The organism is Shouchella shacheensis (assembly GCF_001484965.1).
In the GTDB taxonomy this organism is placed as follows: domain Bacteria; phylum Bacillota; class Bacilli; order Bacillales; family Bacillaceae_D; genus Shouchella; species Shouchella shacheensis.
The window spans coordinates 1-26,205 of sequence record NZ_KQ947400.1 but is presented as its reverse complement, the minus strand read 5'-3'; the positions used below and the strand labels follow the sequence as shown (position 1 = coordinate 26,205).

The window sequence follows — 26,205 nt, the reverse complement described above, 5'->3', positions numbered from 1 at the left end:
TGTTTGAAAATTCTCTAGCTGAAAAAATGATGGTTTTTCAGTGGCCTCGAAGAAATGGGGAGGGGGTTGCACTGATAGATAGCGAATTACTGAATGAAGAGACTACTGAAAGAGGCTAGACTCTTAGTGTTTGAAATGTATAAAATTCATTGCTTGGTGAGGGATTTTATATGGAGGGTTTTTAATTCAGGAGATTCAATAATCTACAGTGAATGTCGCCATCCTTCGTTGCACTTCCATGTTTAAAAGACACAAAGGTGAGGAGGATTCCTACCTGTGTCGGTGTTTTGACTCACTATTGTTACACTCATTCCTTAACTTGTGATCCGCTAGAACCGGAACCAGTAAAGGGAGGCATAGGCACTGAGAGGGAGAGACTGTTGGCCTGAACTATAGAAAAACAATGCTCTCTTTAGTGCTCATAGCAACAAAAAAGATGAATGGTGTTCCAGACCTACTGGACCCATTCATCTTTTTATAGAAAAACTTTTATGATGGTCTTCTCGTGCTAATCCACGCTACTTCTCTCTCAACTCCTTGATCACGTCCCTAGGCTTGCCCCCGGTCACTCCGGCCACCAAGTTCTCCGCCGCCCGCATCGCCATACCCTCACGCGTCTTCGCCGTCGCGGAGCCTATATGTGGCGTCAGTGTCACGTTCTCAAGAGAAAGGAGCGGGTGATCTTGGGGAAGGGGTTCTTGTTCAAAGACATCAAGCGCGGCCCCGTGTATTTTTTTCTGTTGCAGGGCTTCAACTAATGCGGGTTCATCGATGACTGAGCCTCGGGCGCCGTTCACGAGCAGAGCGGTAGGTTTCATCAAGTCGAGTTCCCGCTTGCCAATGAAGTGACGGGTCTCTTCGGTAAGCGGAACCATCACAACAACGACGTCGGCTTGTTGCAATAGTTCGTCGAGCTCGACTTTCTTTGCCTCGTATTGTTCTTCCAGTCGAGGCCGGCTGGAGCGGTTGTGATACAGAATCTCCATTTCGAAGCCGAGACGGGCGCGGCGTACAATTTTTTCACCGATGCGGCCCATACCGATAATGCCGAGCGTTGCGTGGTGCACGTCTTGAGAGAAAAGAGCGCTGTCTGGCTCGGTGCCCCATTTGCCGGCTTTTACATATTCATGGAGCTCAGCAATTCGCCGTGAACCGGATAAAATTAAGGCGAAAAGCAGGTCGGCGACGGTTTCGTCTAGCACATAGGGCGTATGGGTGGCGATGACCCCATGGCGCTTGAGTGCCTCCGTGTCATAGTTGTCATAGCCAACGCTGGAGATGCTCACAACTTTTAGGCGCTCGGCATGGGAGAGGAGCTCGTCGTTTACCTGATAGCCGGTTAGAAAAGCGCCGTCCACTTGTTGGAGTTCCTTGTACAGAATATCGGTTGGAACCTTCTCATCTTCTTGGCGCCAAATCTTGTAGTCGCAGTGTTCGGCGATATAGGCTTCCACCTGTTCAGGGATCGGTCTTGCTATGTAGACGTAGGGCTTCATAGGAACACTCCTTTGTTTGCTAGTACCTTTAGTTTGCCGGACTTGCAGAGAAAGCGCAAGCATTGAGAGCAGGAGCTCCTTCTTTTTTGGCGAATCCACTTACGAGGAGGAGAGGTCATGATTATTCGCACGATCGAAAAGAAAGACGCCGAGCTCTTTTTGCGGTTGCAACGTCAGCTTGATGAGGAAACCGCGTTTATGCTATATGAACCGGGCGAGCGGAAAACAACGGTTCGGGGGCAGCGGAAAATCATCCGCAACGTCCTTTTGTCGACCAATTCGACGATCATCGTTGCCGAAAATCGAGCCGGTCGTTTGGTTGGCTACATCGGAATTTTTGGCTCCCAGCTCACGCGCATTCGCCATGTTGGCTACATTACCATTGGCATTCTTAACGCGTGCTGCAACCAGGGGCTTGGGCGGATGTTTTTGGCGCATGGTGAACAATTTGCCAAAAGTGTGTGCATCTCGCGGTTGGAGCTCACGGTCATGGCCGAAAACAGACGAGCGATTCATCTTTACCACAAGGTCGGGTTCCAAGAAGAAGGGCGGCGGGAGCGCTCTCTTTATGTCAACGGAAAGTGGGAGGATGAGCTCTATATGGCAAAACTAATAGATTAAACCTTCGGACATAGAAAGTGCATCTTTCCCACTGGTATAAAAGAGTGGGCGCAGCGATTCTCGGCAGGTCGAGGCTCAAACGGACAATAGCGAGGGCTCAATCCGACAGGAGGAGTCAATCATCCCGACAGGACCGAGCTTTATTCGGACAAGAGGAGCGGTAAATTTAGTTCAACCCCAGGTGTCAGAGGGTTCAACTCCGAACGGTGAGTAATAGCATTCGAAAGAGACCATTATTTCGCAACCACTTCTCTCCCGCAAGCTCGTTCTAACTGTCCTCCCACCGGCATAGGCTACAGTAAGAGTGGCTGAACGAAACGGGCAAGCCGTCATCGTCTTAGCGGCGAGCCGGGTTTATCTAAGTGAGGAGGCTTGTGGGATGGATCAATCATCGTACGAATTTGGAGCTCCTATGGGGCGTGAGAGAACGGATAACAAACACGATATTACATTAAAAGGGCGCAAGCAGCTCGACATCACGGGCGTCAAGCAAGTGGAGAGTTTTGATAACGAGGAGTTTTTACTAGAGACGACAATGGGGTTCCTCTCCGTGCGGGGAGCGAATCTTCATATGAAGAACTTGAACGTGGAACAGGGGCTTGTGGCGATAGAAGGGAAGATCTATGACCTCGTCTATGTGGACCAAAACCAGCAGGACAAAGCTAAAGGTTTCTTAGGGAAGTTGTTTAAGTGAGCCTGTCCATTCAATTTTATACGATGCTGTCAATGGGTGCGATGGGCATATGGCTCGGAGCAGCCATTGACACGTATGCACGTTTTACGCCGGAACGCCGGACGTTCAACATGCTTACCGCCATCGTGGACGTGCTGTTCTGGGTCATGCAAGCCTTGTTTGTGTTCTATGTCTTATTCCTAACGAACTTAGGAGAGGTTCGCGTTTATGTGTTTCTCGCTTTGCTTTGTGGATATGCGGCCTACCAGGCGCTTTTTAAAACATTGTACCTTCGCCTGTTGCATGGATTGCTTTCTGCTGTAAAAGCTATCTTTTTCTTTCTTGTTCATCTTCTTAACTCTATCGTCCTTGTACCAATGAAATGGCTGTTGCAAGTCGTATATCGCTTGAGTATGATAGGGGTAGGGACCGTTTGGACCGTGTGCTTCTTTCTCCTTAAGTTGATCTACCGACCGATCGCTTATGTTGCGGGTCTCCTTGGAAAGGCCACGGGCGCGACGGCACTCCTAAAAAAAGGACAGCCTTTTTTTAAAAAAATAAAGGATTTCATCAGCCGTTTGCGGAAGAAAGACGAGAGGTGAGCCAAATGATCACAAAACGGGAACGGGCGTCTATTAAAGAAATTGATACCGGATATATGGAGCAAAGACAGCAAGAGCTGGAAAGACAAGCACGTCGGCGGAAGGGGCTTAGACGTAGGCTTGGCTTCCTTGTCCTTCTTTTTGCCGTTATGGTTGGAACGTTAGCCGTCACTCTTTTCTCACAAAGTTCAACCATTGCCAATCAGCAAACCTACGAAGAAGAATTGGGCCATGAGTTGTCGAATTTGGAGGAAGAAGAGAGTCAGTTGCTTCAGGACATAGAGAACTATAACGACGAGGAGTACATTGCTGAGATTGCCCGTCGGGATTACCTTTTAACGTTCCCGGGCGAGACGTTGTACACCATCCCTGATTAAAGGACGAAGACAATTGACACGTTTTTTCGCGGCCGGGTATACTATAAGAAGAACTGAGCGTTTTCATAAACCTTAAGGAGGATATTTGTTTTCATGTCCATAGAAGCAGGCAGCAAGGTACAAGGCAAAGTCACGGGCATCACCCATTTTGGTGCGTTTGTGGAACTGCCTGGTGGGTCCACTGGTCTTGTGCACATTAGTGAGGTTGCGGATCATTATGTCAAAGATATTAACGAACTTTTAAAAGTTGGCGATGAAGTCACCGTCAAAGTTGTGAATGTTGAAAAAGACGGCAAAGTTGGTCTGTCAATCCGTAAAGCTGTCGAACGTCCTGAAGGCGAAAGCCGACCTTCACGCCCTTCGCGTCCACAGCGATCTGGTGGCGGGAGAGGAAATTATCAGCGTGCAGGTGCAAAGCCTCGTCCTCCTGCATCCTTTGAAGATAAAATGAATCGATTTCTAAAAGACAGCGAAGAGCGATTAACAACGCTTAAACGCCAGAACGAGTCTAAGCGCGGCGGCCGTGGCGCTAAACGCGGGTAGCTCTTTGTTGCTTTCGCTATATATATACAGAAACAAAAAGGCGGGCCCTCTTCGTTCGCCTTTTTGTTTATATTTTTTGGTTGACAGGAGACGCTCCTTTTAGTATATTAATATTTGTCGTGAAAATAACACTTTGGCGGTGTAGCTCAGCTGGCTAGAGCGTACGGTTCATACCCGTGAGGTCGGGGGTTCGATCCCCTCCGCCGCTATCAGCGGACGCGTTTTCCAACAGGATGTTGGAAAACGCGTTTTTTTGTTGGGTTTTTGAAAGCGGTAGTGAAAATTGGTTCGATCTCCCGACTTCCACTTCTTTACTTGATCTTGAATAAGGGATCTCTCTTCATCGACGTTCGTTGATGGCTTTGATCCCATCTTTGACACTCTTCTTTCCACCCCGATTATTTATCATTTTTTTGAATTACATTAACGGAACTCTTTCTCGTCGCCAACGTCTTCATACTTACTCGTGTTAAGGGCCATAATACAACACAGAGAGTGGTAAAAGTATGGTTGCTTGCAAAAGGAGAATTCTATGACTACTGTGACGGATAACCAAAAGAATAACACCCGCTCCATGTACGCTAGTCGCAATCTCTGGTCAGGGCTTTTGTTTGGCGTCGGGATTGCTGCTTTCATAGATGAGGCTGTATTTCATCTCATTCTGCATTGGCACCATTTTTACGACAAGGCCACAACGGAGATTGGACTGATTTCAGATGGTTTGTTTCATGCTCTAGGTTGGTTTGCGACAATCGGGGGATTGTTTGTGTTTGCCGATCTTCGCCGGCGAAAGGCTCTATGGCCTGTGAGGTGGTGGGGGAGCGTGTTAATGGGGACAGGCGCGTTCCAGTTATATGATGGGACGATCCAACATAAACTTATGCGGCTCCATCAGATTCGGTATGATGTGGAAAATCTTTTGATCTACGACTTAGTATGGAGCATGGTGGCTGTTTTGTTAATCGTTGCAGGGCTGATCCTTGTTATTCGTACACGGTCCAAAGCTCACCAAGTCAAAAAGGAAGCGCCGAATGGATCATAATCCTATGTATCATGAGAGCAGCGTTTTCTTTGAACTGATCACGGCATGGCTCTTTGTGGCCGTGTTCGTTCTATATATAGGCGCGGCCATGGCGTCCAGCCGCTACAGTCACCTGCGAACGTGGCCGTTGCATCGTTATGTTTTCTGGTTTCTTGGCGTTCTTTGCGCCACCGCCTCCGTTGTTGGCCCCTTGGCGGATCGAGCCCATACGGATTTTACAGCGCACATGATTGGTCATTTGCTTTTGGGAATGCTGGCTCCGCTCCTGCTCGTACTTGCCGCACCTATGACGCTTCTTCTAAGAACCATCAACGTGCACACAGCGCGTCGTCTTTCACGGGTTTTGAAAAGTTGGCCCGTTCGTATTCCGAGTCATCCCGTTGTGGCCTCCATTTTGAATATTGGAGGTCTTTGGGTCCTTTATACCACAGGCGTGTATGTGGCGATGCAACAGAACATGTTTTTACATCTGGTTGTTCACTTCCACGTTTTCGTAGCGGGCTATCTTTGGACACTGTCGATGATTTATATTGATCCGACCCCTCATCGGTTTAGCTTTGTCTATCGTGCAATCGTGTTAGTGACTGCTTTAGCAGGGCATGGGATTTTATCCAAGTACATGTATGCCCAGCCACCCCCTGGCGTGCCCATAGCACAGGCTGAATTAGGTGGCTTGCTTATGTACTACGGCGGTGACGCGATTGACATGGTTCTTATCTTCATTCTTTGTCTGCACTGGTTCAAAGCCACCCGACCTCGGATGACGGTCGCGGTGTAGTAGGAACGGTTGAACAGGAAAACGTCTACTTCCAAAAGCCTCCTTCATTTCTAGGATCAAAGGGATGGAGAGGGGCGACAGGAGCTGAAATCCAGATGAGAACAGCAGAAATCCCATCAAGACCGTCCCCCTTGGCCTACGAATAGGAACAAGAGCCCTTTTTTCTGAGGGCGGTCCGGCATAAGTTCGCTTGCTTTTTGATAGAATACCTTTGCTCCGAACGGGAGGACGCCTTCATGACTACTCATACCATTGCCTCTTCCCTCTTTACAAAAAACTATTCGTATTTTCCTCCGCCACGTTTTGCTAGCACTAGTGCTCAGTCACTAAGATTTGCTGTTTCGTTTTGTGGTTTGGTCCTCTTTCTTCCTCTTTTTTCAGGAGATGAGCCGAACGCCGTCGAATAGTTTTTTGATTTCACCACCTAATTGTGACAAAAACCAAACATTCCTCTTGCTATAGTGAGGACATGAATCTAACGGGGTGGTGGGTTGTATGATGAGGAAAGCTGCGAGGCTTTGGGAAGAGCCAATACCGGTAGCGAAAATGCTTGCGCAAGGACAGATGAAGGTAAGCGAAGGGTTTAGCAAGTTGCAGAGAGGGACACGGACCATCTTATACGAGTGGGGGTTGCTTGTGGCCGTTGTCGGTTTCTTACTTGGACGAGCCATGATTTTATCAGAATTGACGCCATTTATCTTACCCTTTCTAGCGGCCATCTTCTTGCTCCGAAGGACTCTCGCGCCTATTGCTGCACTGGCGCTTGTAGCGGGGGCGACGTTTAGCTTCCATGGACAGTTTGTGTTTGCGCTGGCAGGGATTCTCATCTTTCTTCTTCTATATAAAGGGGCGAAGCGCTTTTTAGAACAGCCGCAGAAAGCTCTTCCTTATCTCGTCTTCTCGGCGAGTATGATCACACGGCTTTCTCTTGTGGTGGTAAGTGAAGGAGCTCTTAGTCAATACGCGCTCATGATGGCGACCGTTGAAGCCGGTCTCAGCTTTATTTTAACGATGATCTTTGTGCAGAGTGTGCCGCTTGTGACGGGAAAGCGAGCGGGCCAACCGCTTAGGAATGAAGAAATTGTCTGCTTAATCATTTTGCTTGCTTCTGTGATGACAGGGACGGTTGGCTGGGCGTGGAATGAAATCGTGATGCAGCATTCCTTAGCCAGATACTTAGTGTTAATCTTTGCCTTTGTTGGGGGGGCGGCTATCGGTTCAACGGTAGGAGTGGTTACGGGGTTGATCCTTAGTCTGGCGAGCGTAGCCAGTCTCTATCAGATGAGTCTCCTCGCGTTTGCTGGGTTACTTGGGGGGTTATTAAAAGAGGGCAAGAAGCTTGGCGTTGCGGTTGGTTTGCTTGTCGGTACGATGTTGATTGGCATGTACGGGGAAGGGGCCAGTGGCTTAACGGCGACGCTTTCGGAATCGCTGCTTGCGATAGCTCTTTTCTTTCTAACGCCGAAAAGTTGGCTTGCCCATATTGCGCGCTACATTCCAGGCACCACTGAACATGCGCAAGAGCAGCAGCAGTATTTGCGCAAGGTCCGTGATGCCACGGCAGGCAGGGTGGAACGCTTTTCTACCTTATTTCAAACGCTTTCGAATAGCTTCAAAGTACAGCCAACAAATGAAGAGGATCAGCATGCGCGTGAAGTGGATCTCGTTCTCAGTAATGTGACGGAAAAAACATGCCAGACCTGCTCGCGCAAAGAGAGCTGCTGGGTCCAAAATTTCAATAAAACGTATGGATGCATGCAGCAAATGATGGAGGAAATTGAACAGAGCGGTTCCGTTACCGATGCTCGGATGCAAAGGACGTGGCGAAATCACTGCCGTAAGCCCGACCAGGTGATTCAAGCGATCAGTCAGGAGACCAGCTTTTCCCGCGCCAACAAAGAGCTTAAAAAGCAGGTACTGGAAAGTCAAAAACTGGTGGCCGATCAGCTATTAGGGGTTTCTCGAGTGATGGGGGATTTTGCCAAAGAAATTCAAAAGGAGAAGCAGCCCCATGTGGTGCAAGAAGAATATATGGTGGATGCGCTTAGGAGCGCCGGGCTTGAGGTTGGGCATGTGGATATCTACAACCTTGAAAGTGGAAGTGTCGAGATTGAAATGAGTATTTCCTGTGATCACGGAAGGGGACAGGCGGAAAAAATAATCGCTCCGATGCTGTCGGACCTCGTAAATGAAACGATTGTATTAAAACGAGAGGAGCCGAAGTTTTATTCGAATGGGTACAGCCATGTCTCCTTTGGATCGGCACAGCAGTACGTGGTAGAGACAGGGGTCGCCAAAGTCGCAAAAGGAGGGGAATGGCTTTCTGGAGATAACTATTCGATGATTGAATTAAGCAGCGAAAAATTTGCGGTCGCTATCAGTGATGGGATGGGGAATGGGGAAGCGGCATACTTAGAAAGCAACGAGACCTTACAGCTCTTGCAAAAGGTGCTGCAGTCTGGGATAGAAGAAACCGTGGCGATTAAATCCGTCAACTCGATTCTCTCTTTGCGTAATAACGAGGAAATGTTCTCCACCCTGGATTTGGCGATGATCGACATGCAGGACGCGCAGGCCAAATTTCTGAAGATTGGATCCACGCCGAGCTTTATCAAACGGGGGCACCGGGTCTTGAAAATTGAAGCGGAAAACTTGCCAATGGGAATTATCCAGGAATTTGAAGTCGATGTGGTGAGCGAGCAGTTAAAAGCAGGCGATCTGCTCATTATGGTGAGCGATGGCGTGCTTGACGCGCACCGACATATTGAGAACAAAGAGCTTTGGCTCAGAAGACTCATTTCTGAAATTGAAATCACCGACCCTCAGGAAGTCGCGGACGTCATGCTTGAAAAAGTCATTCGTTCGGAACGAGGGATGCAGATCGAGGATGACATGACCATCGTCGTCACGGAAATTAAGCGAAACACGCCGAAATGGTCGTCAATCCCGATTCACCCACGAGTGTACAAGCCGAAGAGAAGAAAGGCGGAACCGAGAAAAGCAGCAAACGGTTAAACAAGGTATATTTCCCCTTCAAGTGGAAAGGATGGTAACACAATCTTAGCTTGGAGGGGATGAGGATGCAGGGAACGTTAAAGCAAGTTCTGCTCTTGACCGATGGACATTCGAACTACGGCGAGGACCCGATTGCGATTGCCGGTCTTGGCCAAGAGCAGGGAGTGACGATTAATGTTATAGGCATTGTAGACGGTGAGCACGCAAATGAACAGGGCCTTCAAGAAGTTGAAGCGATTGCCATGGCGGGGGGAGGTGTCAGCCAAATCGTTTATGCCCAGCAGTTGTCGAAGACGGTGCAAATGGTGACTCAAAAAGCGATGACGCAAACGCTTCACGGTGTGATTAACAAAGAGCTGAAGCATATTTTGGGAAAAAATGAAGAAATGGAGGACTTGGCACCGGAGAAGCGCGGACAAGTCATGGAAGTTGTGGATGAGTTAGGGGAGACGGTCATGCTGGAGGTGCTCGTTCTCGTTGATACGAGCGCCAGCATGGAAAGCAAGCTTCCAATGGTCCAAGAAGCGCTGACGGATCTTTCCATCAGCCTGACCTCTCGGATTGGACAAAACCGCTTTTCGCTTTATTCATTTCCCGGGAAACGTAAACCCATTGACAGGCTCATTGATTGGACGCCAAAGCTCGAGTCGTTAACGGGCATGTTTCATAAGCTTTCCTCTGGGGGGGATGACCCCAACAGGACCAGCGCTTCAGGCGGCGCTGCAAGTTTTCGGTGAGCGGCGCGGAAAAAGGAGAAGGATGAGCGATGAGTATGAACAACTTCCAGGTGAATCTGGACTATGAACTGGCTTCGGGGCTGACAATCCGCGGAAAGTGGAAGCGCAAGCCGTATAAGCTCATTCGAAAACTTGGAGCAGGGGTCACGGGGGTTGTCTACTTGGCAGAAGGACCCGAAGGAAAGGTAGCCCTTAAGGTTGGAGTGGAGCATATGTCCATTACGTCCGAAGTGAATGTGTTGAAGCAGTTTGGCAAGGTCCAGGGCAAGGCTCTTGGACCTTGCTTGTTTGATGTGGATGACTACGTTTCTCACTCAGCAACGCTCCCTTTTTACACGATGGAGTATATACAGGGGGAGAATTTTGTTTCCTTTATGCGGGACCGTGGAAACGAATGGCTTGGTGTTCTCATGCTTCAATTAACCGCGAATTTGCATGTGCTGCATAAAGAGGGCTGGATCTTCGGGGATTTAAAGCCAGATAATCTGATTGTGACCGATTCACCGGCCCGCGTTCGATTGCTGGATGTAGGCGGTACGACGCGGGTCGGTCGTGCGATTAAAGAGTACACCGAGTATTATGATCGTGGCTACTGGGAACTTGGCACGCGTAAAGCGGCTCCGTCCTATGACATTTTTGCTGCGGCGATGATTATGATTGATTGTGCGTACCCCAAGCAGGCAAACAAAAGGTCAGGTCAGACGGAGGCGCAACTAAAAAAGCTAGTCTATGACGCGAGTATGCTCAAGCCTTACCGGGCGGCCCTACTGAAAGCCATCCAAGGGAAATATGTATCTGCGGAGGCCTTTCGCAATGATTTGCTGCTTACAACGATGCAAAATCAGCCGGACGTCCCCGTAAAACCGCGCGGAAAAAAAGCAAAGAGGAAGACTGTAAAGAAAAAATCCTCCTACGCGATTGAATGGATGTTGCTTTTTTCTTTTGTTCTTTTGGTAACTGTCCTATACTTATTTGGACGAACGTTCTAGACGTTCCGATGGGAGATGGGATGATGAGGGAACGAGTGAAACAATTTATCCTAAAGGAAGAACTACTTCAAAAAGGAGATACGGTCCTTGTCGCCGTGTCTGGAGGTCCTGACTCTATGGCCCTGCTGCACCTCCTTGCAGTTGACCTTAAGGAGGAGTTCGCGCTTACGGTCTATGCTGCACACGCCAATCATCAGCTTAGGGGCGAGGACTCGACAAAAGACGCAGCCCTCGTCCGCGACTTTTGTGAGAGGACGGGGGTTTTGCTCTATGAGGCACAACTAGATGTAGGAGCGTGCAGCAAGGAAGAAAAGGTGGGGACGCAGCCTGCTGCACGAAAGCTGCGTTATCGTTTCTTTGAGGCAACAATGGCGGATGCGTCTGCTGATGTCATCGTGACTGGCCATCACGGCGATGACGAAGCGGAAACCGTATTGATGAAGCTCATCCGTGGAACGACACCCCTTACACGCCTGGGCATTCCGGTCAGGCGGCCGTTTGCCAATGGATACATGAGTCGCCCGCTTTTGGGTGAACGTAAGGAGGCAATTACAGCCTATTGTCAAAAAGAAGGCGTCCCGTTCCGTCTCGACGCGAGCAATACGTCAACGGCCTACACGAGAAACCGAGTTCGCCAGGTCATCCACCCGTTTACAGAAAAGGAAAACCCTCATTTCCACCATCATGCGAGAAGGTATGAGGTTTGGCAAAACGATGATAACGCCTTTTTATTTAAGCAAGCGGAAGAAAAATTACCGGGAGCGACCATTGAAAAAATGAAGAATTCATGGACGGTTTCCTGTGCGCAAATGAAGCGGGTGGACCTCCCTTTACAAAGGCGAATGATTCATCTAATATTAAATTATCTTTACGATTTCAGCACGACGCATACGACGTCCCTACATATTGAGCAAGTGCTTGCATTGATGGCAAGAGAAGGATCGCGTGAGCTCCATTTGCCGAAAGGAGCGAAAGTCTTTCGGTCTTATGATGCGTGTGTATTTACCTCTTGTCTGGAACATGGCGCGGAGAGTTTCCGTAAGGAGTTGCTTGTTCCGGGTTCCGTTGTGACAAGACTTGGCACAATCAGGGCTGATTTTCGAATACATACGAATGAGTTGCGTGGAAGTGCAGCAGTGTCTTTCGATGCGGACGAAGTGGCGTTTCCTTTAGAGGTACGACCGAGGAAAGCAGGAGACCGAATTCGTCCACTTGGGATGAACGGGAGCAAGAAAGTGAACCGTTTGTTTATCGACCACAAACTAGCGCGGCGCTTGCGTGAGGAGTGGCCGCTTGTCGTCGATGCCAACAACGAGATTCTTTGGATCCCTTACATCCATTCGTCCCGTCTTGCTTCTACGCGTCATTCGACGAAGACAACGGTTCATTTGACCTTTGATCCTGCCCCTATGATTCAAGGCATGTATTAACCATTCAGGAGGTACTCATTAGTTCATGAAGAACGACATGAAAGAAATTTTACTCACAGAGGAAGAAATTCAGCAAAAAATTCAAGAGTTAGGGCATCATATTACCGAGGAATACCGGGATGCTTTTCCATTATTTGTTGGGGTCTTAAAAGGGGCGCTTCCCTTTATGGCTGACTTGATTAAACACGTGGATACTCATTTAGAAATTGACTTTATGGACGTATCCAGCTACGGTAAAAACATGGTTTCTTCAGGTGAAGTGAAAATTATTAAAGACCTTGATACAAAAGTGGAAGGCCGAGATGTTTTAATTGTCGAGGATATTATCGACAGCGGGCTAACACTGAGTTATCTCATTGAATTGTTTCATTACCGCAAAGCGAAGTCTGTCAAGGTGGTGACCCTGCTTGATAAGCCGGAAGGACGCAAGGTTGAATTGGTCCCGGATCTAACCGGGTTTACGGTTCCCGATGAGTTCGTGGTAGGGTACGGCCTTGACTTTGCAGAACGGTACCGGAATTTGCCTTACGTCGGAATTTTAAAGCCGGAAGTCTATGAGGGTTAATGCTTGGTCCTATGCCATTTCTTATGGTAAGATTGACGAAGTTTTGTTGGACGCGGGAGGAGGTCAAGAATGAGTCGTATTTTTAGGAATGTCGTCATATTTGGGCTACTATTTCTAGTCATTATTGTAGTCATACAGAGTGTTTCCGGTGACGGCCTGACTACGGACGAAGTTTCGTATGAGAACTTCATGGAAAGACTGGAGCAGGGAGAAGTTGAGAACTTGACGGTCAAACCAGAGCGGCAAGTCTTTCTTGTGACCGGTCAATTCACCGGCATGGAAGAAGATGAACAGTTTGAAACCCATATTTTAAACAATGAAGTATCGGCTGCTTTGCTTGCCGATTTAGAGGCGGCTGAACTGACGGTGGAGCCAGCGGATGAACAAAGCAACTGGCTGTCGTCGTTATTCTTGTTCTTGCCATTTATTATCATCATCCTGATTATTTTCTTCTTGATGAGTTCCGCTCAAGGTGGTGGCGGTGGTGGAAACCGTGTCATGAACTTTGGGAAGAGCAAGGCGAAGATGGTGAGCGATGAGAAGAAGAAAGCGAAATTTAAAGACGTGGCCGGTGCGGATGAAGAGAAGCAAGAACTCGTTGAAGTCGTTGAGTTCTTGAAAGACCCACGTAAATTCGCAGCTATTGGCGCGCGCATCCCCAAAGGGGTTCTATTAGTCGGGCCTCCAGGTACAGGGAAAACGTTGCTTGCTCGTGCAGTCGCCGGAGAAGCAGGCGTACCGTTCTTCTCCATCAGCGGTTCCGACTTTGTGGAAATGTTTGTCGGTGTGGGTGCATCTCGTGTCCGTGACTTATTTGAAAACGCCAAGAAAAACTCTCCGTGTATTATTTTTATTGACGAGATCGATGCTGTCGGTCGTCAGCGTGGAGCGGGGCTCGGCGGTGGACATGATGAACGTGAGCAAACGCTCAACCAACTTCTTGTTGAAATGGATGGCTTTAGTGCCAACGAAGGGATCATTATCATTGCGGCCACTAACCGTGCCGATATTCTTGACCCGGCGCTCCTCCGTCCTGGACGTTTTGACCGTCAGATCCAAGTGAACGCCCCTGATGTGAAAGGGCGTGAAGAAGTGCTGCAAGTGCATGCGCGCAACAAGCCGCTTGGTGAAGATGTGAAGCTTGATTTGATCGCCATTCGTACGCCAGGTTTCTCTGGCGCTGACCTTGAGAACTTACTCAATGAAGCGGCGCTTGTGGCAGCGCGACACAACAAAGAGAAAATTGGAATGGAACATATTGAGGAAGCGATTGACCGAGTCATTGCTGGTCCTGCTAAGAAAAGTCGCGTGATTTCTCCGAAAGAGAAAAACATTGTCGCCTGGCATGAAGCTGGACACACAGTGGTTGGGGTTAAGCTGGAAAACGCCGACGTGGTTCACAAAGTAACGATCGTTCCGCGTGGAATGGCCGGGGGCTACGCGATGATGCTGCCGAAAGAAGATCGCTACTTTATGACAAAGCCGGAGCTCCTAGATAAGATTGTTGGCTTGCTCGGGGGGCGTGTCGCTGAGGAACTTCAGTTTGGAGAAATTTCGACCGGTGCCCATAATGACTTCCAACGTGCAACAAGCATTGCCCGGAAGATGGTCACGGAGTACGGCATGAGTGAAAGACTGGGGCCAATGCAATTTGGGCAAAACTCAGGAGGGCAAGTATTCCTTGGGCGTGACATACAAAACGATCAAAATTACAGTGATGCCATTGCTCATGAGATTGACTTAGAAGTTCAGCGCATCATCAAGGATAGCCATGAGCGTTGTAAGCAGATTCTTACAGCGAACAAAGATAGCTTAGACCTTGTGGCAACTACGCTTAAAGAGCTTGAAACGCTTGATGCGGAACAAATTCAATCGCTTGTGAACGAAGGCAAGCTTCCTGAAAGCCACCATGCAACGAGCAAGAGTGACGACATGAAGGTCAACATCCAATCGAAGGATGAGGAAGAGAAGAAAGAAAAGAGCGAGCTAGAGAAAACAGAGGAACGCATGTCGGGAGGGTACGAGGAGACCACCAACCTCGAAGAGAATCGCCCAGAGTCATCCGAGGGACATTCAAGGGATGATGACGGCGGGAACCGACCGTAACATTAGAGGGGGCCCATGCGGCGCCCTCTTTTCTTAGCTGGGGGCTAGGAGCGTCTTTAAATTCTCGCTTCTGGGCAACCTGCCTGCGTATTTCAATGCTATAGAAAGGGGATGGGACGCATGATCTTAGCGATTGATGTTGGCAATTCCTCGATTGTGCTCGGCATGTACCAGGGGCAGAGGCTGCTCGGGCAGTTTCGCGTGGCGACCAGTCATGAGAAAACAAGCGATGAATATGCGGTACTCCTGCAGTCGTTCCTCGCGCACAAAAGTTTTGCATTTGAGGATGTCGAAGGAGTGATTATCTCCTCGGTCGTGCCGACGATCATGCATCGGCTTGAGACAATGTGTCAAGATTATTTAGAGAAGCAGCCGCTTGTTGTCGGGCCTGGAGTAAAAACAAGCTTAAATATCAAAGTAGAAAATCCGCGTGAGGTGGGTGCCGATCGAATCGCCAACGCTGTTGCTGGCATCGCCGAGTACGGGACCCCCTTGATCATCATTGATTTCGGCACAGCGACAACGTTTTGCTTTATTGACAAGGAGCAGAGTTACCGTGGGGGCGTGATTTCCCCTGGCGCTTCGATTTCAGCCGAAGCGCTCTATACACGGGCTTCCAAATTGCCAAGAGTGGCACTTGGAAGACCGAAAACGGTGCTCGGAAAAAACACGGCCGAGTCGATGAAAGCGGGCACATTTTTTGGGTACAGCAGCCTTGTCGATGGCATCGTAGGGCGCATTAAAGAAGAACAAGATGTCGCTTTTGCTAAGGTGATTGCCACTGGAGGGTTGGCGTCGTTGTTCGAGGATGAATCGAGCAAGATAGACGTGTGGGATCCGCAATTAACGTTAAAAGGGCTACGCCTTATATATGATAAAAATGTAGACAGAATGGAGAGGTAATGTGAGTGATTATGTAGCAAAGGCAACGGCATTCAATGGTCAGGTGCGTGCTCTCGCTTTGGTGGCGACGGATATGGTCGCAGAAGCGTGTCGCAGACAGGATACGTGGCCAACAGCGTCTGCAGCGCTCGGGCGCGCGATGATGGGCGGAACCTTAATGGCTGCGATGCTCAAAGGCGAGGAGAAGCTAACGGTGCGGGTCGAGGGGAACGGTCCAATCGGACAAATTCTTATCGATGCCCATGCCAATGGCACGACTCGTGGGACGGTGACTCATCCCCACGTAAGCCCGGAATTAAACAGCGCTGGCAAATTAGATGTAGCCAGAGTGGTAGGGACAGAAGGAACGCTCTCCGTCGCCAAAGACATCGGCATGAAAGAGCCGTTTACAGGAAGTGTGCCCCTTGTCTCTGGGGAAATCGGCGATGACTTCACGTATTACTTTGCCAACTCAGAACAAACCCCTTCCTCCGTTGGTGTCGGTGTGTTGATCAACCCGAATGAAACCGTGCTCGCTGCGGGTGGATTTGTGATTCAGCTTATGCCTGGTGCAACGGAGACGACGATTTCAGAGATCGAGAAGCGCCTTGGTTCAATTCCCCCTGTATCAAAATTGGTAGAAGCAGGAATGCCTCCAGAGGAAATGCTTCAGGCGCTTCTTGGTGATGAAAACGTCAAGATCTTGGAGACCAAGCCTATCGTCTTTGAATGTACTTGTTCGAAAGAGCGTATTGGCAACGCGATTATCAGTCTGGGGCCGGAGGAAATCAAAGCCATGATTGAGGAAGATGAGGAAGCCGAAACCACCTGCCACTTTTGTAATGAAGTTTATACGTTCAATAAGACGGAACTGAAGGAGCTGCTGCTAGAAGCGTAAGGGCTTAGCTCTCATTTGGGGCAACTCGCCCGTGGTTTGCTGATTTTTTCGTTGACTTATCTGAAAACATCTGTTATCGTTTTATTATTATACCAATGAAATTACTAGGGATTAAGGGGGCACTTCATTTATGACAGTTGTAAACAACATCACGGAATTGATTGGTCGTACGCCACTTGTGAAGCTGAATCGTTTAACAACCGATCAGCATGCAGATGTGTACTTAAAATTGGAATACCAGAACCCGGGAAGCAGTGTAAAGGATCGCATTGCTCTCGCCATGATCGAAGCTGCAGAAGAAGCGGGCCACCTCAAGCCTGGCGTCACCATCGTTGAACCAACGAGTGGAAACACAGGCATTGGGCTCGCGATGGTGGCAGCTGCGAAAGGGTATAAAGCAACGCTTGTCATGCCTGAAACGATGAGTCTTGAACGTCGTAACCTCCTCCGTGCGTATGGCGCTGAACTCGTTTTGACGCCGGGACCCGATGGCATGGGCGGTGCGATTCGGAAAGCGACAGAGCTGGCAGAGCAAGACGGTTACTTCATGCCTCAGCAGTTTGAAAATAAGGCCAATGTCAAGGTTCACCGTGAAACCACAGGGAAAGAACTCCTGGAACAAGCAGACGGACAGCTTGATGGGTTCATCTCAGGAATCGGTACAGGTGGAACCATTACCGGTGCGGGTGGATTGTTGAAAGAGCATTTTCCAAAGCTGCAAATTGTGGCGGTAGAACCAAAGGATTCGCCGATTCTCTCCGGCGGCAAACCAGGGCCGCACAAAATTCAGGGCATTGGCGCAGGCTTTGTTCCCTCTATTTTGGAAACAACTGTGTACGATAAAATCACGCAAGTCACGACAGAAGAGGCATTTGAATATGCACGCCGTGCAGCGCGCGAGGAAGGGATTCTTGGAGGAATTTCCTCTGGTGCAGCGATCTATGCAGCACTTGAACTTGCGAAAGAACTGGGGCCAGGCAAAAAAGTTGTGGCGATCATCCCTTCGAATGGAGAACGCTACCTAAGCACACCGCTTTATCAGTTTGAAGATTAACAAACATTTCTAAAGAAAAGCAGCCTCGCGTGAAGCGAGGCTGCTTTTCTTCTGTTTGGAAGTCATGTAAAATGAGCTCATACTACTTGCGTGATTGGGGGAGACGTATGGGGAAGAAGCAGAAGGAGTGTGAGCGAACAACCGTTACGAGAAACATGCCGCTAGAAGAGGAGAACTGGTACGAGCGTTTTGCTGCACTGGCATCAAAAGAACCTCTTCATATGCTGCTAGAAAGCGGCCGGGACGGACATTACAGCATCATCGGACTTCGCCCTGTCGCTATGATTGAAGGCAAGGATCGCTCATTAATGGTGACCAAAGATGGACACTCTCAGGCAAAGGAAGGTGAACTTCTGCGGTCGCTTGAGGAGGCGCTCGCCCCTTACCGCGTCAACGAGCTGTCGGAAGGCCCGCCGATCCAAGGCGGGGCCCTTGGCTACATCAGCTATGACGTGGTGCGTGAGATTGAGTCTATTGAAGAGAAAACCGTGGACGATTTAGGGTTGCCGGATCTGTATTTTCTCGTATTTGATGACCTTTTTGTTTACGATCACGAGCAGCAAGTGTTGTGGCTTTGTGTGAACGGGGAGCGTGGAAACCTGCCAGAACTTCATGCTAGACTTGATCGCTATGAACATGAATGGAGTCACCCCCCGAACGCGGCTCAAGCAAGCGCGTCTGAAACCGTTCCGCCTGCGGCTGCACCCAAGGCCTCCTTTACAGAAGAAGCCTTTGCGGAAGCGGTGGAGAAGATCAAGGCTTATATTGCTGCAGGGGACGTGTTTCAAGTAAATGTCTCTGTTCGACATACACGAAATCTAGGAGTAACGCCTTCCTCTGTATATGAGGAGCTGCGGACGATGAACCCCTCTCCGTATATGAGCTATTTGCATACGCCCGAGCGTCAGATTGTGAGCGCGTCGCCAGAGCTTCTTGTGCGAAAAAGGGGGCAGGAGCTGAGCACGCGTCCCATTGCCGGCACACGTTCTAGAGGAGCGAACGAAGAAGAGGACCGGAGGCTGGCCAGCGAATTGCTAGAAAATGAGAAAGAGCGGGCCGAGCATGTCATGCTTGTTGATTTGGAACGAAATGACCTGGGCCGGGTGAGTGCCTATGGGTCGGTTGAAGTCGATGAGTTAATGACGATTGAACGCTACTCTCACGTGATGCATCTTGTCTCGAATGTGAAGGGGAAATTGGCGGAAGGGTATTCGCTCTATGACTGCATCCGCGCCGTTTTTCCTGGAGGTACGATTACGGGGGCGCCAAAAGTACGAACCATGGAGATTATTGAAGAACTGGAGCCTGTCCGCAGGGGGTTGTATACGGGTGCGATTGGCTGGATTGGTCACCACGGTGACATGGAGCTTAATATTGTCATTCGGACGATGATTTGTCAGGAAGGGGAAGCTCATGTTCAAGCAGGGGCTGGCATTGTGATCGACTCAAACCCCCACCATGAATATGCGGAATCAGTGAAGAAAGCCAAAGCGTTATGGAGAGCGCTAGAGTTGAGTGAAGAGAAGAGCAAAGAAGCAGTGAACATTTAGGAGAGCAGAGCTTAGGAGGCGTCTACTTATGATTCTAATGATTGATAACTACGATTCGTTTACGTACAACCTCGTTCAGTATCTCGGGGAAATGGGGCATGAACTCGTTGTCAAACGAAATGATGCGGTAACGATTGCGGAAATTGAGGAGCTTGCCCCAGAGTATTTAATGATTTCACCAGGCCCCAAAAGTCCTGATGAAGCAGGGATTAGCATGGAAGCCATTCGCTATTTTGCTGGGAAGGTTCCGATCTTTGGTGTGTGTCTGGGTCACCAGTCTATAGCGCAGGTCTTTGGCGGCGACGTTATTCGCGCCGATCGCTTGATGCATGGCAAGACATCGGAGCTGCTTCACGATGGGAAAACAATTTTTGCAGAGCTTCCTTCTCCGCTTGTGGCCACGCGCTATCATTCGTTAATCGTGTGCCGCGAGACGCTGCCTGAGTGTTTTGAGGTTTCAGCGGAGACGGCAGAGGGAGAAATTATGGCGATTCGGCACAAGACACTCGCTGTAGAAGGCGTGCAGTTTCACCCAGAGTCCATCATGACAGTTGAGGGCAAGCAGCTGCTACAGACATTTATCGAAACGTACGGGCAAGGTGCGGCTTGTACGTCTATGTAAACGGAGAGATTCTGCCGAAGGAACAAGCGACGGTCTCGGTCTTTGATCATGGGTTTATGTATGGGCTCGGCTTATTTGAAACCTTCAGGATGTATAACGGAAAGCCGTTTCTGCTTGCCGAGCATCTAGACAGACTAAGCCACAGCGCGGAGGAGGTTGGTATCTCCTATTCCTTCTCTTTGCATGAAGTGCAAAAAGTACTCGATGAACTTATGATGGCCAATGGTCTTCGTGATGCCTACGTGCGCTGGAATGTTTCTGCCGGTGCGGGCGGTCTCGGACTGCAGAGTGGCGTGTACACCACGCCAACGCTCATCGTCTATATGAAGCCGCTCCCGACAATGCCTTCTTCCAAGAGGGCACACATCCTTTCTCTTCGTCGGAATACGCCAGAGGGAGAGAAGCGGTGGAAGTCCCATCATTTTATGAATAATGCGCTTGCCAAGCAGGAACTTTTCCATGATCCGCAGGCAGAAGGAATCTTTTTGACGAAGGACGGTTACTTGGCCGAAGGGATCGTCTCCAATCTGTTCTGGGTCAAAGAAGGGACAGTCTATACGCCGTCTCTCTCTACGGGGATCTTAAATGGTGTAACGAGGAAATTTGTGATACGGCTCTTGGAGGAGCAGGGCACCCCTGTAGTTGAAGGGTTGTTTACTAGAACTGAGCTTAACGCGGCCGATGAAGTTTTTGTGACCAATTCCATTCAGGAGGTTGTTCCGATAACAGCCGTTCATCACACGATGTATCAAATGTCCACGGTCAGCGATGGTTTGAGACAAGCCTACCGAAAAGCTGTACACGAACTTTAAGAGCGCACTTTAAGGAGACTTTCCGATGAATAAAACAACACGAGCATTTCCTTTACCATTAAAGCAAGGAACACGTACCAAGATCATGGGGATTTTGAATGTAACCCCTGACTCGTTTTCCGATGGAGGGAAATACACCGACGTTGATGCGGCCCTTGCGCATGCCCATCAACTGGTTTCAGACGGGGCCGATATCATCGATATTGGAGGAGAATCAACGAGGCCAGGCTATGAAAAAGTGAGCGAAAAAGAAGAGATTGGGCGTGTGGTTCCAGTCATTTCCGCCATCGCAAGAGAGCTGTCAGTGTCAATTTCCATTGACACGTACAAGGCTTCGGTGGCAGAGGCGGCCCTTGGAGCGGGTGCTTCCATTCTTAATGATGTGTGGGGAGCCAAGGCGGATCCAGAGATGGCCAGTGTAGCGGCTCGTTCCGGTGCTCCGATTTGTTTGATGCACAATCGAAAGGACAAAAATTATCAATCCTTGATGGAGGATGTTGTCAAAGATTTGCAAGAGAGCATCGACCTTTGTCTTGATGCAGGGGTTCAGCACGAGCAAATTTGGCTCGATCCCGGTATCGGTTTTGCCAAATCTTATGAGGACAACTTGGCGGTTATGCGCCAGTTAGAGGTGATCACGGCGCTTGACTACCCGGTTTTGCTCGGAACATCACGAAAATCATTTATCGCCAAAACATTGGATCTTCCTGTCGATGAGCGAGTGGAGGGCACAGGGGCCACGGTTTGTTTAGGGATTGCAAAAGGATGTCAAATAGTTCGTGTGCATGATGTGAAGGAAATATCAAGGATGGCAACGATGATGGACGCGATGCTTGGAAGGAGTGATCAGCATGGATAAGATTTATGTAAACGAACTTTCGTTTTATGGGTACCATGGCGTGTTCCCGGAAGAAACGAAACTGGGGCAGCGTTTTATGGTTGATCTTGTGCTCGAAATGGATCTGTCTGCGGCCGCGAAAAACGACGACCTTAACGCCTCCATAGACTATGGCGACATCCATGAGCGAGTGAAGACGATTGTGGAAGGGAAGCCCTATAAACTTGTAGAAACAATCGCCGAAAAAATTGCGGATGATTTGCTTACTGCTTACAGCAGGCTTGACGTCTGCACGGTGAAGGTCATTAAGCCAGATCCGCCTATTCCTGGCCACTACCGCTCGGTGGCGATTGAACTTGTGAGGGCTCGAGATGAAACATGAAGCACACATTGCATTGGGGTCAAATCTAGGAAATCGAGAAGGTTATTTGCACGAGGCCGTCGGATTTCTGGACGAACACCATCACATCCATGTGTTGCGTGCCTCCTCTATTTATGAAACCGAACCCGTCGGTTTTGTGGATCAGCAGTCCTTTTTGAACATGGTCGTTCGTATTGAGACCGACCTTGAACCATTTGAACTACTTCGTGCGACACAGGCCATTGAGAATAAGCTAGGGAGAATTCGCGCGTTCCGCAATGGTCCCCGCACACTTGATCTTGACATTCTTCTATTTGACCAAGAGAATATGGAATGGAGCAGTCTTTGCATCCCCCATCCTCGGATGTGGGAGCGTGCCTTTGTGCTTGTTCCACTGGCAGAAATATCACCATTGCTCTACAACGACGCCATTAAGCAAACTGTGAAGGAGTTTTGTGAAAACCATCTTGATAAAGAGGGTGTGAAGCGTTGGAAACGATGGACTGGGGTAGGCGAATACGCGCGTTCCGAAAGTTAAAAGGTTATACCCAGCAGGGCTTCTCGCATGAGATTGGTCTTTCCGTGTCCGTTCTTGGTGAGATCGAGCGTGGAACCAGAGAGCCAGATGAAGAGCTACTTACGCGTGTTTGTTCTGTTTTAGGTGTGTCAAAAGAGGATATGATGAACGTATAGAAGACGTAAGCAAAATTGGAGGTGTGCGACGATGCTAAAGATCGGCGACATTGAAATGAAAAACCAAGTCGTGCTTGCGCCAATGGCTGGCGTATGCAACCCGGCTTTTCGCCTAATTGCTAAAGAGTTCGGTGCTGGACTTGTTTGTGCCGAAATGGTTAGTGATAAGGCGATTCTCCATCAAAATGAGAAATCCCTTAGCATGCTCTATGTAGATGAACGGGAAAAGCCGCTAAGCCTACAAATCTTCGGTGGCGAAAAAGAAACGCTCGTAGAAGCAGCGAAATTTGTGGATCAGAATACGAATGCCGACATTATTGATATTAATATGGGGTGTCCTGTGCCAAAAATCACCAAATGTGATGCGGGCGCTCGCTGGTTGCTAGATCCCAATAAGATTTATGAAATGGTGGCAGCGACCGTCGATGCTGTTAACAAACCAGTCACGGTGAAAATGCGCATTGGTTGGGATGAAGATCACATCTTTGCGCTTGAAAATGCGCGTGCAGTCGAGCGCGCAGGGGGCAGTGCAGTTGCTGTACATGGCCGTACCCGTGTACAAATGTATGAAGGTGTAGCCGATTGGAACATTATTCGAGATGTGAAGAATGAAGTGAGCATCCCTGTGATTGGCAATGGCGATGTTTCTACCCCGCAGGAAGCGAAACGCATGCTAGATGAGTTCGGTGTGGACGGCGTGATGATTGGACGTGCTGCACTTGGAAACCCATGGATGCTTTACCGGACGATACAGTATTTGGAGAACGGGTCTTTGCCTGCAGAACCGACGCCGCGTGAGAAAATTAATGTGTGCATTATCCACCTTGATCGCCTGATTGCTTTAAAAGGGGAGAAAGTCGCTGTACGAGAAATGCGCAAGCATACAGCGTGGTACATTAGAGGGCTTCGTGGAAAGGCGCGTATCCGCGATAAAGTCAATCAGTTTGAGACAAGAGATGATGTGGTCCAAGCGCTTCACGAGTATGTTGACTTCCTAGAGGGACGTGAACTAGCGCAGGCCTAAGCATTGTAGTACACTTTTGTTGAAGATGAATGGGACGTGGGGGAGGGTTTGACCGCAATGCAAGCAGGTCTACCCTTTTCGTTGTCTAGCGCAAGCACCTGCTCGCGCTTTTCGTATTGGAATGAAGATGAAGGGATTGAGTGCATGAGTGAAGAAGTAGACTTGCATGATTTGCTTGCAGTGCGAAGGGACAAGCTCCATCAATTGCAGAGGCAAGGAATTGATCCGTTTGGAGGCAAGTTCGAGCGTACGCATACGGCTCAGACGGTAGCCGAACAATTTGATGCGTTCTCAAAAGAAGAACTCGATGAAAAACAAGACCAAGTGATCGTGGCTGGGCGACTAATGACAAAGCGCGGAAAAGGAAAAGCTGGCTTTGCCCATATTCAGGATTTAAGTGGTCAAATTCAACTCTATGTTCGACTAGATGCAGTGGGAGAAACAGAGTATGAACTCTTTAAATCTCTCGACATCGGAGACCTAATAGGAGTCTCTGGCAAACCGTTTAAAACAAAGGTAGGGGAAATGTCTGTAAAGGCGTTCAGTTTAACGCTCCTTGGGAAATCCCTGCGCCCCTTGCCTGATAAATACCACGGGTTGAAAGACGTAGAGCAGCGGTATCGCCAAAGGTATTTGGATTTAATCACAAGTCCGGAATCACGGGAGACGTTTATCGTACGCAGTCGCATTTTGCAGGTGATGCGTCGTTACCTAGACGACCAAGGGTTTCTTGAGGTGGAAACGCCAATGATGCACAGCATCCCTGGCGGAGCTTCTGCACGTCCGTTTGTGACGCATCACAATGCGCTGGATATGGAGCTGTACATGCGGATTGCGATTGAACTTCACCTCAAACGACTGATTGTGGGCGGTCTTGAGAAAGTCTATGAAATCGGTCGTGTTTTTCGTAATGAAGGCGTGTCGACGCGTCATAACCCAGAGTTCACGATGATTGAACTTTACGAAGCCTATGCAGATTTCAAGGATATTATGGAGCTTACTGAGGGCGTCATTGCTCATATTGCAAAAGAAGTTCTTGGGACAACGACGATTGAATATGGGGATCACAAGGTTGATCTTGCACCAGGCTGGACGCGTGTGCATATGGTTGATGCAATTAAAGAAAAAACTGGTGTTGATTTCTGGCAACAGATGAGCGACGAAGAAGCGCGGGCACGGGCAAAAGAGCATGGGGTTGCTGTCAAAGACACGATGTCGTTTGGGCATGTGGTCAATGAATTCTTTGAGCATTTCGTAGAAGAAACGTTGATTCAACCGACGTTTGTTTACGGCCATCCGCTCGCGATCTCACCTTTAGCGAAAAAGAACGATCAGGATGGGCGCTTTACGGACCGATTCGAGCTCTTTATTGTCGGTCGTGAGCATGCAAATGCCTTTTCCGAGCTGAATGACCCGGTGGATCAGCGTCGGCGTTTTGAAGCTCAGCTCGTTGAACGTGAACAGGGTGATGATGAGGCCCACATGATGGACGAAGACTTTGTGGAGGCACTGGAATACGGCATGCCACCAACAGGTGGTCTTGGGGTTGGAATTGACCGCCTTGTGATGCTTTTGACAAATTCGCCTTCGATACGTGATGTATTGCTCTTCCCGCAAATGAGAAAGCAATAAGGGAAGAGAGGGATAAGTGCTGCGTGGAGGAGTGCCTTCTCCTCATGCAGCCTTATTAATGTGGGTATCTGTAAGCATTCGTGGGGCGGCCATATCATTTTTTATAAAAAGATATTGCAAAGTTATTTTGAGAGTGGTATATTATTTCTTGTCGCCGAGGTGGCACAATAAAAAGAGAGNTGACTTTTAATCAGAGGGTCGAAGGTTCGAATCCTTCATGGCTCACCATTTACATGCGGGTGTGGCGGAATCGGCAGACGCGCTAGATTTAGGATCTAGTGTCTTTATGACGTGGGGGTTCAAGTCCCTTCACCCGCATTGTTTGCGGAAGTAGTTCAGTGGTAGAACACCACCTTGCCAAGGTGGGGGTCGCGAGTTCGAATCTCGTCTTCCGCTCCATCTATTCGTTCTGTGCCGGGATGGTGGAATTGGCAGACACACAGGACTTAAAATCCTGCGGTAGGTAACTACCGTGCCGGTTCAAGTCCGGCTCTCGGCACCAAAGTTATTATGCGCCCGTAGCTCAATTGGATAGAGCGTCTGACTACGGATCAGAAGGTTAGGGGTTCGACTCCTCTCGGGCGCGCCATTGTATTTTAGCGGGAAGTAGCTCAGCTTGGCAGAGCACTTGGTTTGGGACCAAGGGGTCGCAGGTTCAAATCCTGTCTTCCCGACCATTATATTTTGGGGCCTTAGCTCAGCTGGGAGAGCGCCTGCTTTGCACGCAGGAGGTCAGCGGTTCGATCCCGCTAGGCTCCACCAAAAAAGTTGTTGACACAGCACGTTGATCCTGTTAAGATGAAAAAGTTGCTGTTAAGCGACCAACGAGTTCTTTGAAAACTGAACAAAAGCCAAGCGTAAAAAA

The 26,205-nt window shown here is 49.1% G+C and carries 26 protein-coding genes, 7 tRNA genes and 1 pseudogene; 32 read left to right on the top strand and 2 right to left on the bottom strand.

Translation table 11 applies throughout. The features are described from left to right. Positions 1-518: 518 nt before the first annotated feature. Positions 519-1,496 carry a 2-hydroxyacid dehydrogenase gene (locus AVZ68_RS05970; protein WP_059103619.1) on the bottom strand — a complete coding sequence of 326 codons (978 nt, stop codon included), beginning with the start codon at positions 1,494-1,496 and terminating at the stop codon, positions 519-521. A gap of 117 nt (positions 1,497-1,613) precedes the next feature. On the opposite strand from AVZ68_RS05970, the gene AVZ68_RS05965 reads away from it, so the two are divergent. From AVZ68_RS05965 to AVZ68_RS05930, 8 genes are all read left to right on the top strand, one after another. Next, positions 1,614-2,117: a GNAT family N-acetyltransferase gene (locus AVZ68_RS05965; protein ID WP_245628067.1), complete on the top strand. Its 504-nt coding sequence runs from the start codon at positions 1,614-1,616 to the stop codon at positions 2,115-2,117. A gap of 379 nt (positions 2,118-2,496) precedes the next feature. Then, positions 2,497-2,811, top strand: coding sequence for a sporulation protein YabP (yabP, locus tag AVZ68_RS05960; protein WP_082676333.1), 315 nt, complete (start codon positions 2,497-2,499; stop codon positions 2,809-2,811). Further along, on the top strand, positions 2,808-3,392 hold the full coding sequence (gene yabQ, locus AVZ68_RS05955) for a spore cortex biosynthesis protein YabQ (protein ID WP_059103618.1): 585 nt from the start codon (positions 2,808-2,810) through the stop codon (positions 3,390-3,392). Before yabP ends, yabQ begins: the two co-directional genes overlap by 4 nt. Positions 3,393-3,397: 5 nt before the next feature. Further along, positions 3,398-3,769 (top strand): septum formation initiator family protein, encoded by a 372-nt coding sequence (locus tag AVZ68_RS05950; protein WP_157404590.1) that lies wholly within the window; start codon positions 3,398-3,400, stop codon positions 3,767-3,769. A gap of 93 nt (positions 3,770-3,862) precedes the next feature. Then, the gene (locus tag AVZ68_RS05945) at positions 3,863-4,312 is read left to right on the top strand and encodes a S1 domain-containing RNA-binding protein (protein WP_059103616.1); all 450 of its coding nucleotides are present in this window, start codon (positions 3,863-3,865) and stop codon (positions 4,310-4,312) included. Between the two features lie 135 nt (positions 4,313-4,447). Beyond that, a tRNA-Met gene (locus AVZ68_RS05940) sits at positions 4,448-4,521 on the top strand. A gap of 323 nt (positions 4,522-4,844) precedes the next feature. Next, positions 4,845-5,354: a DUF2243 domain-containing protein gene (locus AVZ68_RS05935; protein ID WP_059103615.1), complete on the top strand. Its 510-nt coding sequence runs from the start codon at positions 4,845-4,847 to the stop codon at positions 5,352-5,354. Continuing rightward, entirely contained in the window at positions 5,344-6,132 is a 789-nt protein-coding gene (locus tag AVZ68_RS05930) for a cytochrome c oxidase assembly protein (RefSeq protein WP_059103614.1), read from the top strand. The genes AVZ68_RS05935 and AVZ68_RS05930 overlap by 11 nt, the downstream gene beginning before the upstream one ends. A 116-nt stretch (positions 6,133-6,248) precedes the next feature. Here AVZ68_RS05930 and AVZ68_RS20840 read toward each other — a convergent pair whose 3' ends face one another. Beyond that, positions 6,249-6,380 (bottom strand): hypothetical protein, encoded by a 132-nt coding sequence (locus AVZ68_RS20840; protein WP_281176585.1) that lies wholly within the window; start codon positions 6,378-6,380, stop codon positions 6,249-6,251. Positions 6,381-6,630: 250 nt separating this feature from the next. Between AVZ68_RS20840 and spoIIE the strand changes: the two genes are divergently transcribed. From spoIIE to AVZ68_RS05815, 24 genes and pseudogenes are all read left to right on the top strand, one after another. Then, positions 6,631-9,147, top strand: a complete 2,517-nt coding sequence (gene spoIIE, locus AVZ68_RS05925; RefSeq protein ID WP_082676335.1) for a stage II sporulation protein E — start codon at positions 6,631-6,633, stop codon at positions 9,145-9,147. Between the two features lie 65 nt (positions 9,148-9,212). Beyond that, positions 9,213-9,951: pseudogene (locus AVZ68_RS05920) on the top strand (vWA domain-containing protein). After that, positions 9,914-10,873 carry a serine/threonine protein kinase PrkT gene (gene prkT, locus AVZ68_RS05915; protein WP_059103612.1) on the top strand — a complete coding sequence of 320 codons (960 nt, stop codon included), beginning with the start codon at positions 9,914-9,916 and terminating at the stop codon, positions 10,871-10,873. The pseudogene AVZ68_RS05920 and the gene prkT overlap by 38 nt, the downstream one beginning before the upstream one ends. A 23-nt stretch (positions 10,874-10,896) precedes the next feature. Then, entirely contained in the window at positions 10,897-12,303 is a 1,407-nt protein-coding gene (tilS, locus tag AVZ68_RS05910; protein WP_059103611.1) for a tRNA lysidine(34) synthetase TilS, read from the top strand. Between the two features lie 25 nt (positions 12,304-12,328). Then, entirely contained in the window at positions 12,329-12,868 is a 540-nt protein-coding gene (gene hpt, locus AVZ68_RS05905; protein ID WP_059103610.1) for a hypoxanthine phosphoribosyltransferase, read from the top strand. 69 nt (positions 12,869-12,937) lie between these two features. After that, entirely contained in the window at positions 12,938-14,974 is a 2,037-nt protein-coding gene (ftsH, locus tag AVZ68_RS05900; protein WP_059103609.1) for an ATP-dependent zinc metalloprotease FtsH, read from the top strand. A 120-nt stretch (positions 14,975-15,094) separates the two neighbouring features. Next, a complete protein-coding gene (locus tag AVZ68_RS05895; RefSeq protein WP_059103608.1) occupies positions 15,095-15,877 on the top strand; it encodes a type III pantothenate kinase in 783 nt (260 codons plus the stop codon). A gap of 1 nt (position 15,878) precedes the next feature. Continuing rightward, the gene (hslO, locus tag AVZ68_RS05890; protein WP_059103607.1) at positions 15,879-16,754 is read left to right on the top strand and encodes an Hsp33 family molecular chaperone HslO; all 876 of its coding nucleotides are present in this window, start codon (positions 15,879-15,881) and stop codon (positions 16,752-16,754) included. Positions 16,755-16,884: 130 nt separating this feature from the next. Continuing rightward, complete coding sequence (cysK, locus tag AVZ68_RS05885; RefSeq protein WP_059103606.1) at positions 16,885-17,808, top strand: cysteine synthase A; 924 nt, start codon at positions 16,885-16,887, stop codon at positions 17,806-17,808. A gap of 71 nt (positions 17,809-17,879) precedes the next feature. Further along, on the top strand, positions 17,880-19,358 hold the full coding sequence (pabB, locus tag AVZ68_RS05880) for an aminodeoxychorismate synthase, component I (RefSeq protein ID WP_437182680.1): 1,479 nt from the start codon (positions 17,880-17,882) through the stop codon (positions 19,356-19,358). Positions 19,359-19,386: 28 nt separating this feature from the next. Beyond that, positions 19,387-19,980: an aminodeoxychorismate/anthranilate synthase component II gene (gene pabA, locus AVZ68_RS05875; protein WP_059103604.1), complete on the top strand. Its 594-nt coding sequence runs from the start codon at positions 19,387-19,389 to the stop codon at positions 19,978-19,980. Beyond that, entirely contained in the window at positions 19,965-20,792 is an 828-nt protein-coding gene (pabC, locus tag AVZ68_RS05870) for an aminodeoxychorismate lyase (RefSeq protein WP_059103603.1), read from the top strand. The genes pabA and pabC overlap by 16 nt, the downstream gene beginning before the upstream one ends. 25 nt (positions 20,793-20,817) lie before the next feature. Then, positions 20,818-21,651, top strand: coding sequence for a dihydropteroate synthase (gene folP, locus AVZ68_RS05865; protein ID WP_059103602.1), 834 nt, complete (start codon positions 20,818-20,820; stop codon positions 21,649-21,651). After that, the gene (gene folB / locus AVZ68_RS05860) at positions 21,644-22,012 is read left to right on the top strand and encodes a dihydroneopterin aldolase (protein ID WP_059103601.1); all 369 of its coding nucleotides are present in this window, start codon (positions 21,644-21,646) and stop codon (positions 22,010-22,012) included. Before folP ends, folB begins: the two co-directional genes overlap by 8 nt. Next, positions 22,002-22,529, top strand: a complete 528-nt coding sequence (folK, locus tag AVZ68_RS05855) for a 2-amino-4-hydroxy-6-hydroxymethyldihydropteridine diphosphokinase (RefSeq protein ID WP_059103600.1) — start codon at positions 22,002-22,004, stop codon at positions 22,527-22,529. The genes folB and folK overlap by 11 nt, the downstream gene beginning before the upstream one ends. Continuing rightward, a complete protein-coding gene (locus AVZ68_RS19720; RefSeq protein ID WP_082676331.1) occupies positions 22,481-22,684 on the top strand; it encodes a helix-turn-helix domain-containing protein in 204 nt (67 codons plus the stop codon). The genes folK and AVZ68_RS19720 overlap by 49 nt, the downstream gene beginning before the upstream one ends. Positions 22,685-22,715: 31 nt before the next feature. Continuing rightward, positions 22,716-23,708 (top strand): tRNA dihydrouridine synthase DusB, encoded by a 993-nt coding sequence (dusB, locus tag AVZ68_RS05850; RefSeq protein WP_059103599.1) that lies wholly within the window; start codon positions 22,716-22,718, stop codon positions 23,706-23,708. Positions 23,709-23,852: 144 nt separating this feature from the next. Then, positions 23,853-25,340, top strand: a complete 1,488-nt coding sequence (lysS, locus tag AVZ68_RS05845; RefSeq protein ID WP_059103620.1) for a lysine--tRNA ligase — start codon at positions 23,853-23,855, stop codon at positions 25,338-25,340. A gap of 235 nt (positions 25,341-25,575) precedes the next feature. Next, positions 25,576-25,658, top strand: a tRNA-Leu gene (locus AVZ68_RS05840). A 6-nt stretch (positions 25,659-25,664) separates the two neighbouring features. Beyond that, a tRNA-Gly gene (locus tag AVZ68_RS05835) sits at positions 25,665-25,739 on the top strand. Positions 25,740-25,753: 14 nt separating this feature from the next. Continuing rightward, positions 25,754-25,842 (top strand) — tRNA-Leu (locus tag AVZ68_RS05830). 10 nt (positions 25,843-25,852) lie between these two features. Beyond that, positions 25,853-25,929: transfer RNA gene (locus tag AVZ68_RS05825), tRNA-Arg, on the top strand. A gap of 11 nt (positions 25,930-25,940) precedes the next feature. Next, positions 25,941-26,017 (top strand) — tRNA-Pro (locus tag AVZ68_RS05820). A 9-nt stretch (positions 26,018-26,026) separates the two neighbouring features. Then, positions 26,027-26,102, top strand: a tRNA-Ala gene (locus AVZ68_RS05815). Positions 26,103-26,205 lie beyond the last annotated feature (103 nt).

Excerpts from the sequence above, each read along its gene's own strand:
- lysS (WP_059103620.1), top strand. The coding sequence starts at position 23,853 with ATGAGTGAAGAAGTAGACTTGCATGATTTGCTTGCAGTGCGAAGGGAC.
- folP (WP_059103602.1), top strand. The coding sequence starts at position 20,818 with ATGAATAAAACAACACGAGCATTTCCTTTACCATTAAAGCAAGGAACA.
- hpt (WP_059103610.1), top strand. The coding sequence starts at position 12,329 with ATGAAGAACGACATGAAAGAAATTTTACTCACAGAGGAAGAAATTCAG.
- AVZ68_RS05950 (WP_157404590.1), top strand. The coding sequence starts at position 3,398 with ATGATCACAAAACGGGAACGGGCGTCTATTAAAGAAATTGATACCGGA.
- AVZ68_RS05935 (WP_059103615.1), top strand. The coding sequence starts at position 4,845 with ATGACTACTGTGACGGATAACCAAAAGAATAACACCCGCTCCATGTAC.
- pabA (WP_059103604.1), top strand. The coding sequence starts at position 19,387 with ATGATTCTAATGATTGATAACTACGATTCGTTTACGTACAACCTCGTT.
- prkT (WP_059103612.1), top strand. The coding sequence starts at position 9,914 with ATGAGTATGAACAACTTCCAGGTGAATCTGGACTATGAACTGGCTTCG.
- AVZ68_RS05895 (WP_059103608.1), top strand. The coding sequence starts at position 15,095 with ATGATCTTAGCGATTGATGTTGGCAATTCCTCGATTGTGCTCGGCATG.
- tilS (WP_059103611.1), top strand. The coding sequence starts at position 10,897 with ATGAGGGAACGAGTGAAACAATTTATCCTAAAGGAAGAACTACTTCAA.
- folK (WP_059103600.1), top strand. The coding sequence starts at position 22,002 with ATGAAACATGAAGCACACATTGCATTGGGGTCAAATCTAGGAAATCGA.
- AVZ68_RS05970 (WP_059103619.1), bottom strand. The coding sequence starts at position 1,496 with ATGAAGCCCTACGTCTACATAGCAAGACCGATCCCTGAACAGGTGGAA.
- pabB (WP_437182680.1), top strand. The coding sequence starts at position 17,880 with ATGAGCTCATACTACTTGCGTGATTGGGGGAGACGTATGGGGAAGAAG.
- AVZ68_RS05945 (WP_059103616.1), top strand. The coding sequence starts at position 3,863 with ATGTCCATAGAAGCAGGCAGCAAGGTACAAGGCAAAGTCACGGGCATC.
- AVZ68_RS20840 (WP_281176585.1), bottom strand. The coding sequence starts at position 6,380 with ATGAGTAGTCATGAAGGCGTCCTCCCGTTCGGAGCAAAGGTATTCTAT.
- dusB (WP_059103599.1), top strand. The coding sequence starts at position 22,716 with ATGCTAAAGATCGGCGACATTGAAATGAAAAACCAAGTCGTGCTTGCG.
- folB (WP_059103601.1), top strand. The coding sequence starts at position 21,644 with ATGGATAAGATTTATGTAAACGAACTTTCGTTTTATGGGTACCATGGC.
- AVZ68_RS05965 (WP_245628067.1), top strand. The coding sequence starts at position 1,614 with ATGATTATTCGCACGATCGAAAAGAAAGACGCCGAGCTCTTTTTGCGG.
- spoIIE (WP_082676335.1), top strand. The coding sequence starts at position 6,631 with ATGAGGAAAGCTGCGAGGCTTTGGGAAGAGCCAATACCGGTAGCGAAA.
- yabP (WP_082676333.1), top strand. The coding sequence starts at position 2,497 with ATGGATCAATCATCGTACGAATTTGGAGCTCCTATGGGGCGTGAGAGA.
- AVZ68_RS05930 (WP_059103614.1), top strand. The coding sequence starts at position 5,344 with ATGGATCATAATCCTATGTATCATGAGAGCAGCGTTTTCTTTGAACTG.
- ftsH (WP_059103609.1), top strand. The coding sequence starts at position 12,938 with ATGAGTCGTATTTTTAGGAATGTCGTCATATTTGGGCTACTATTTCTA.
- cysK (WP_059103606.1), top strand. The coding sequence starts at position 16,885 with ATGACAGTTGTAAACAACATCACGGAATTGATTGGTCGTACGCCACTT.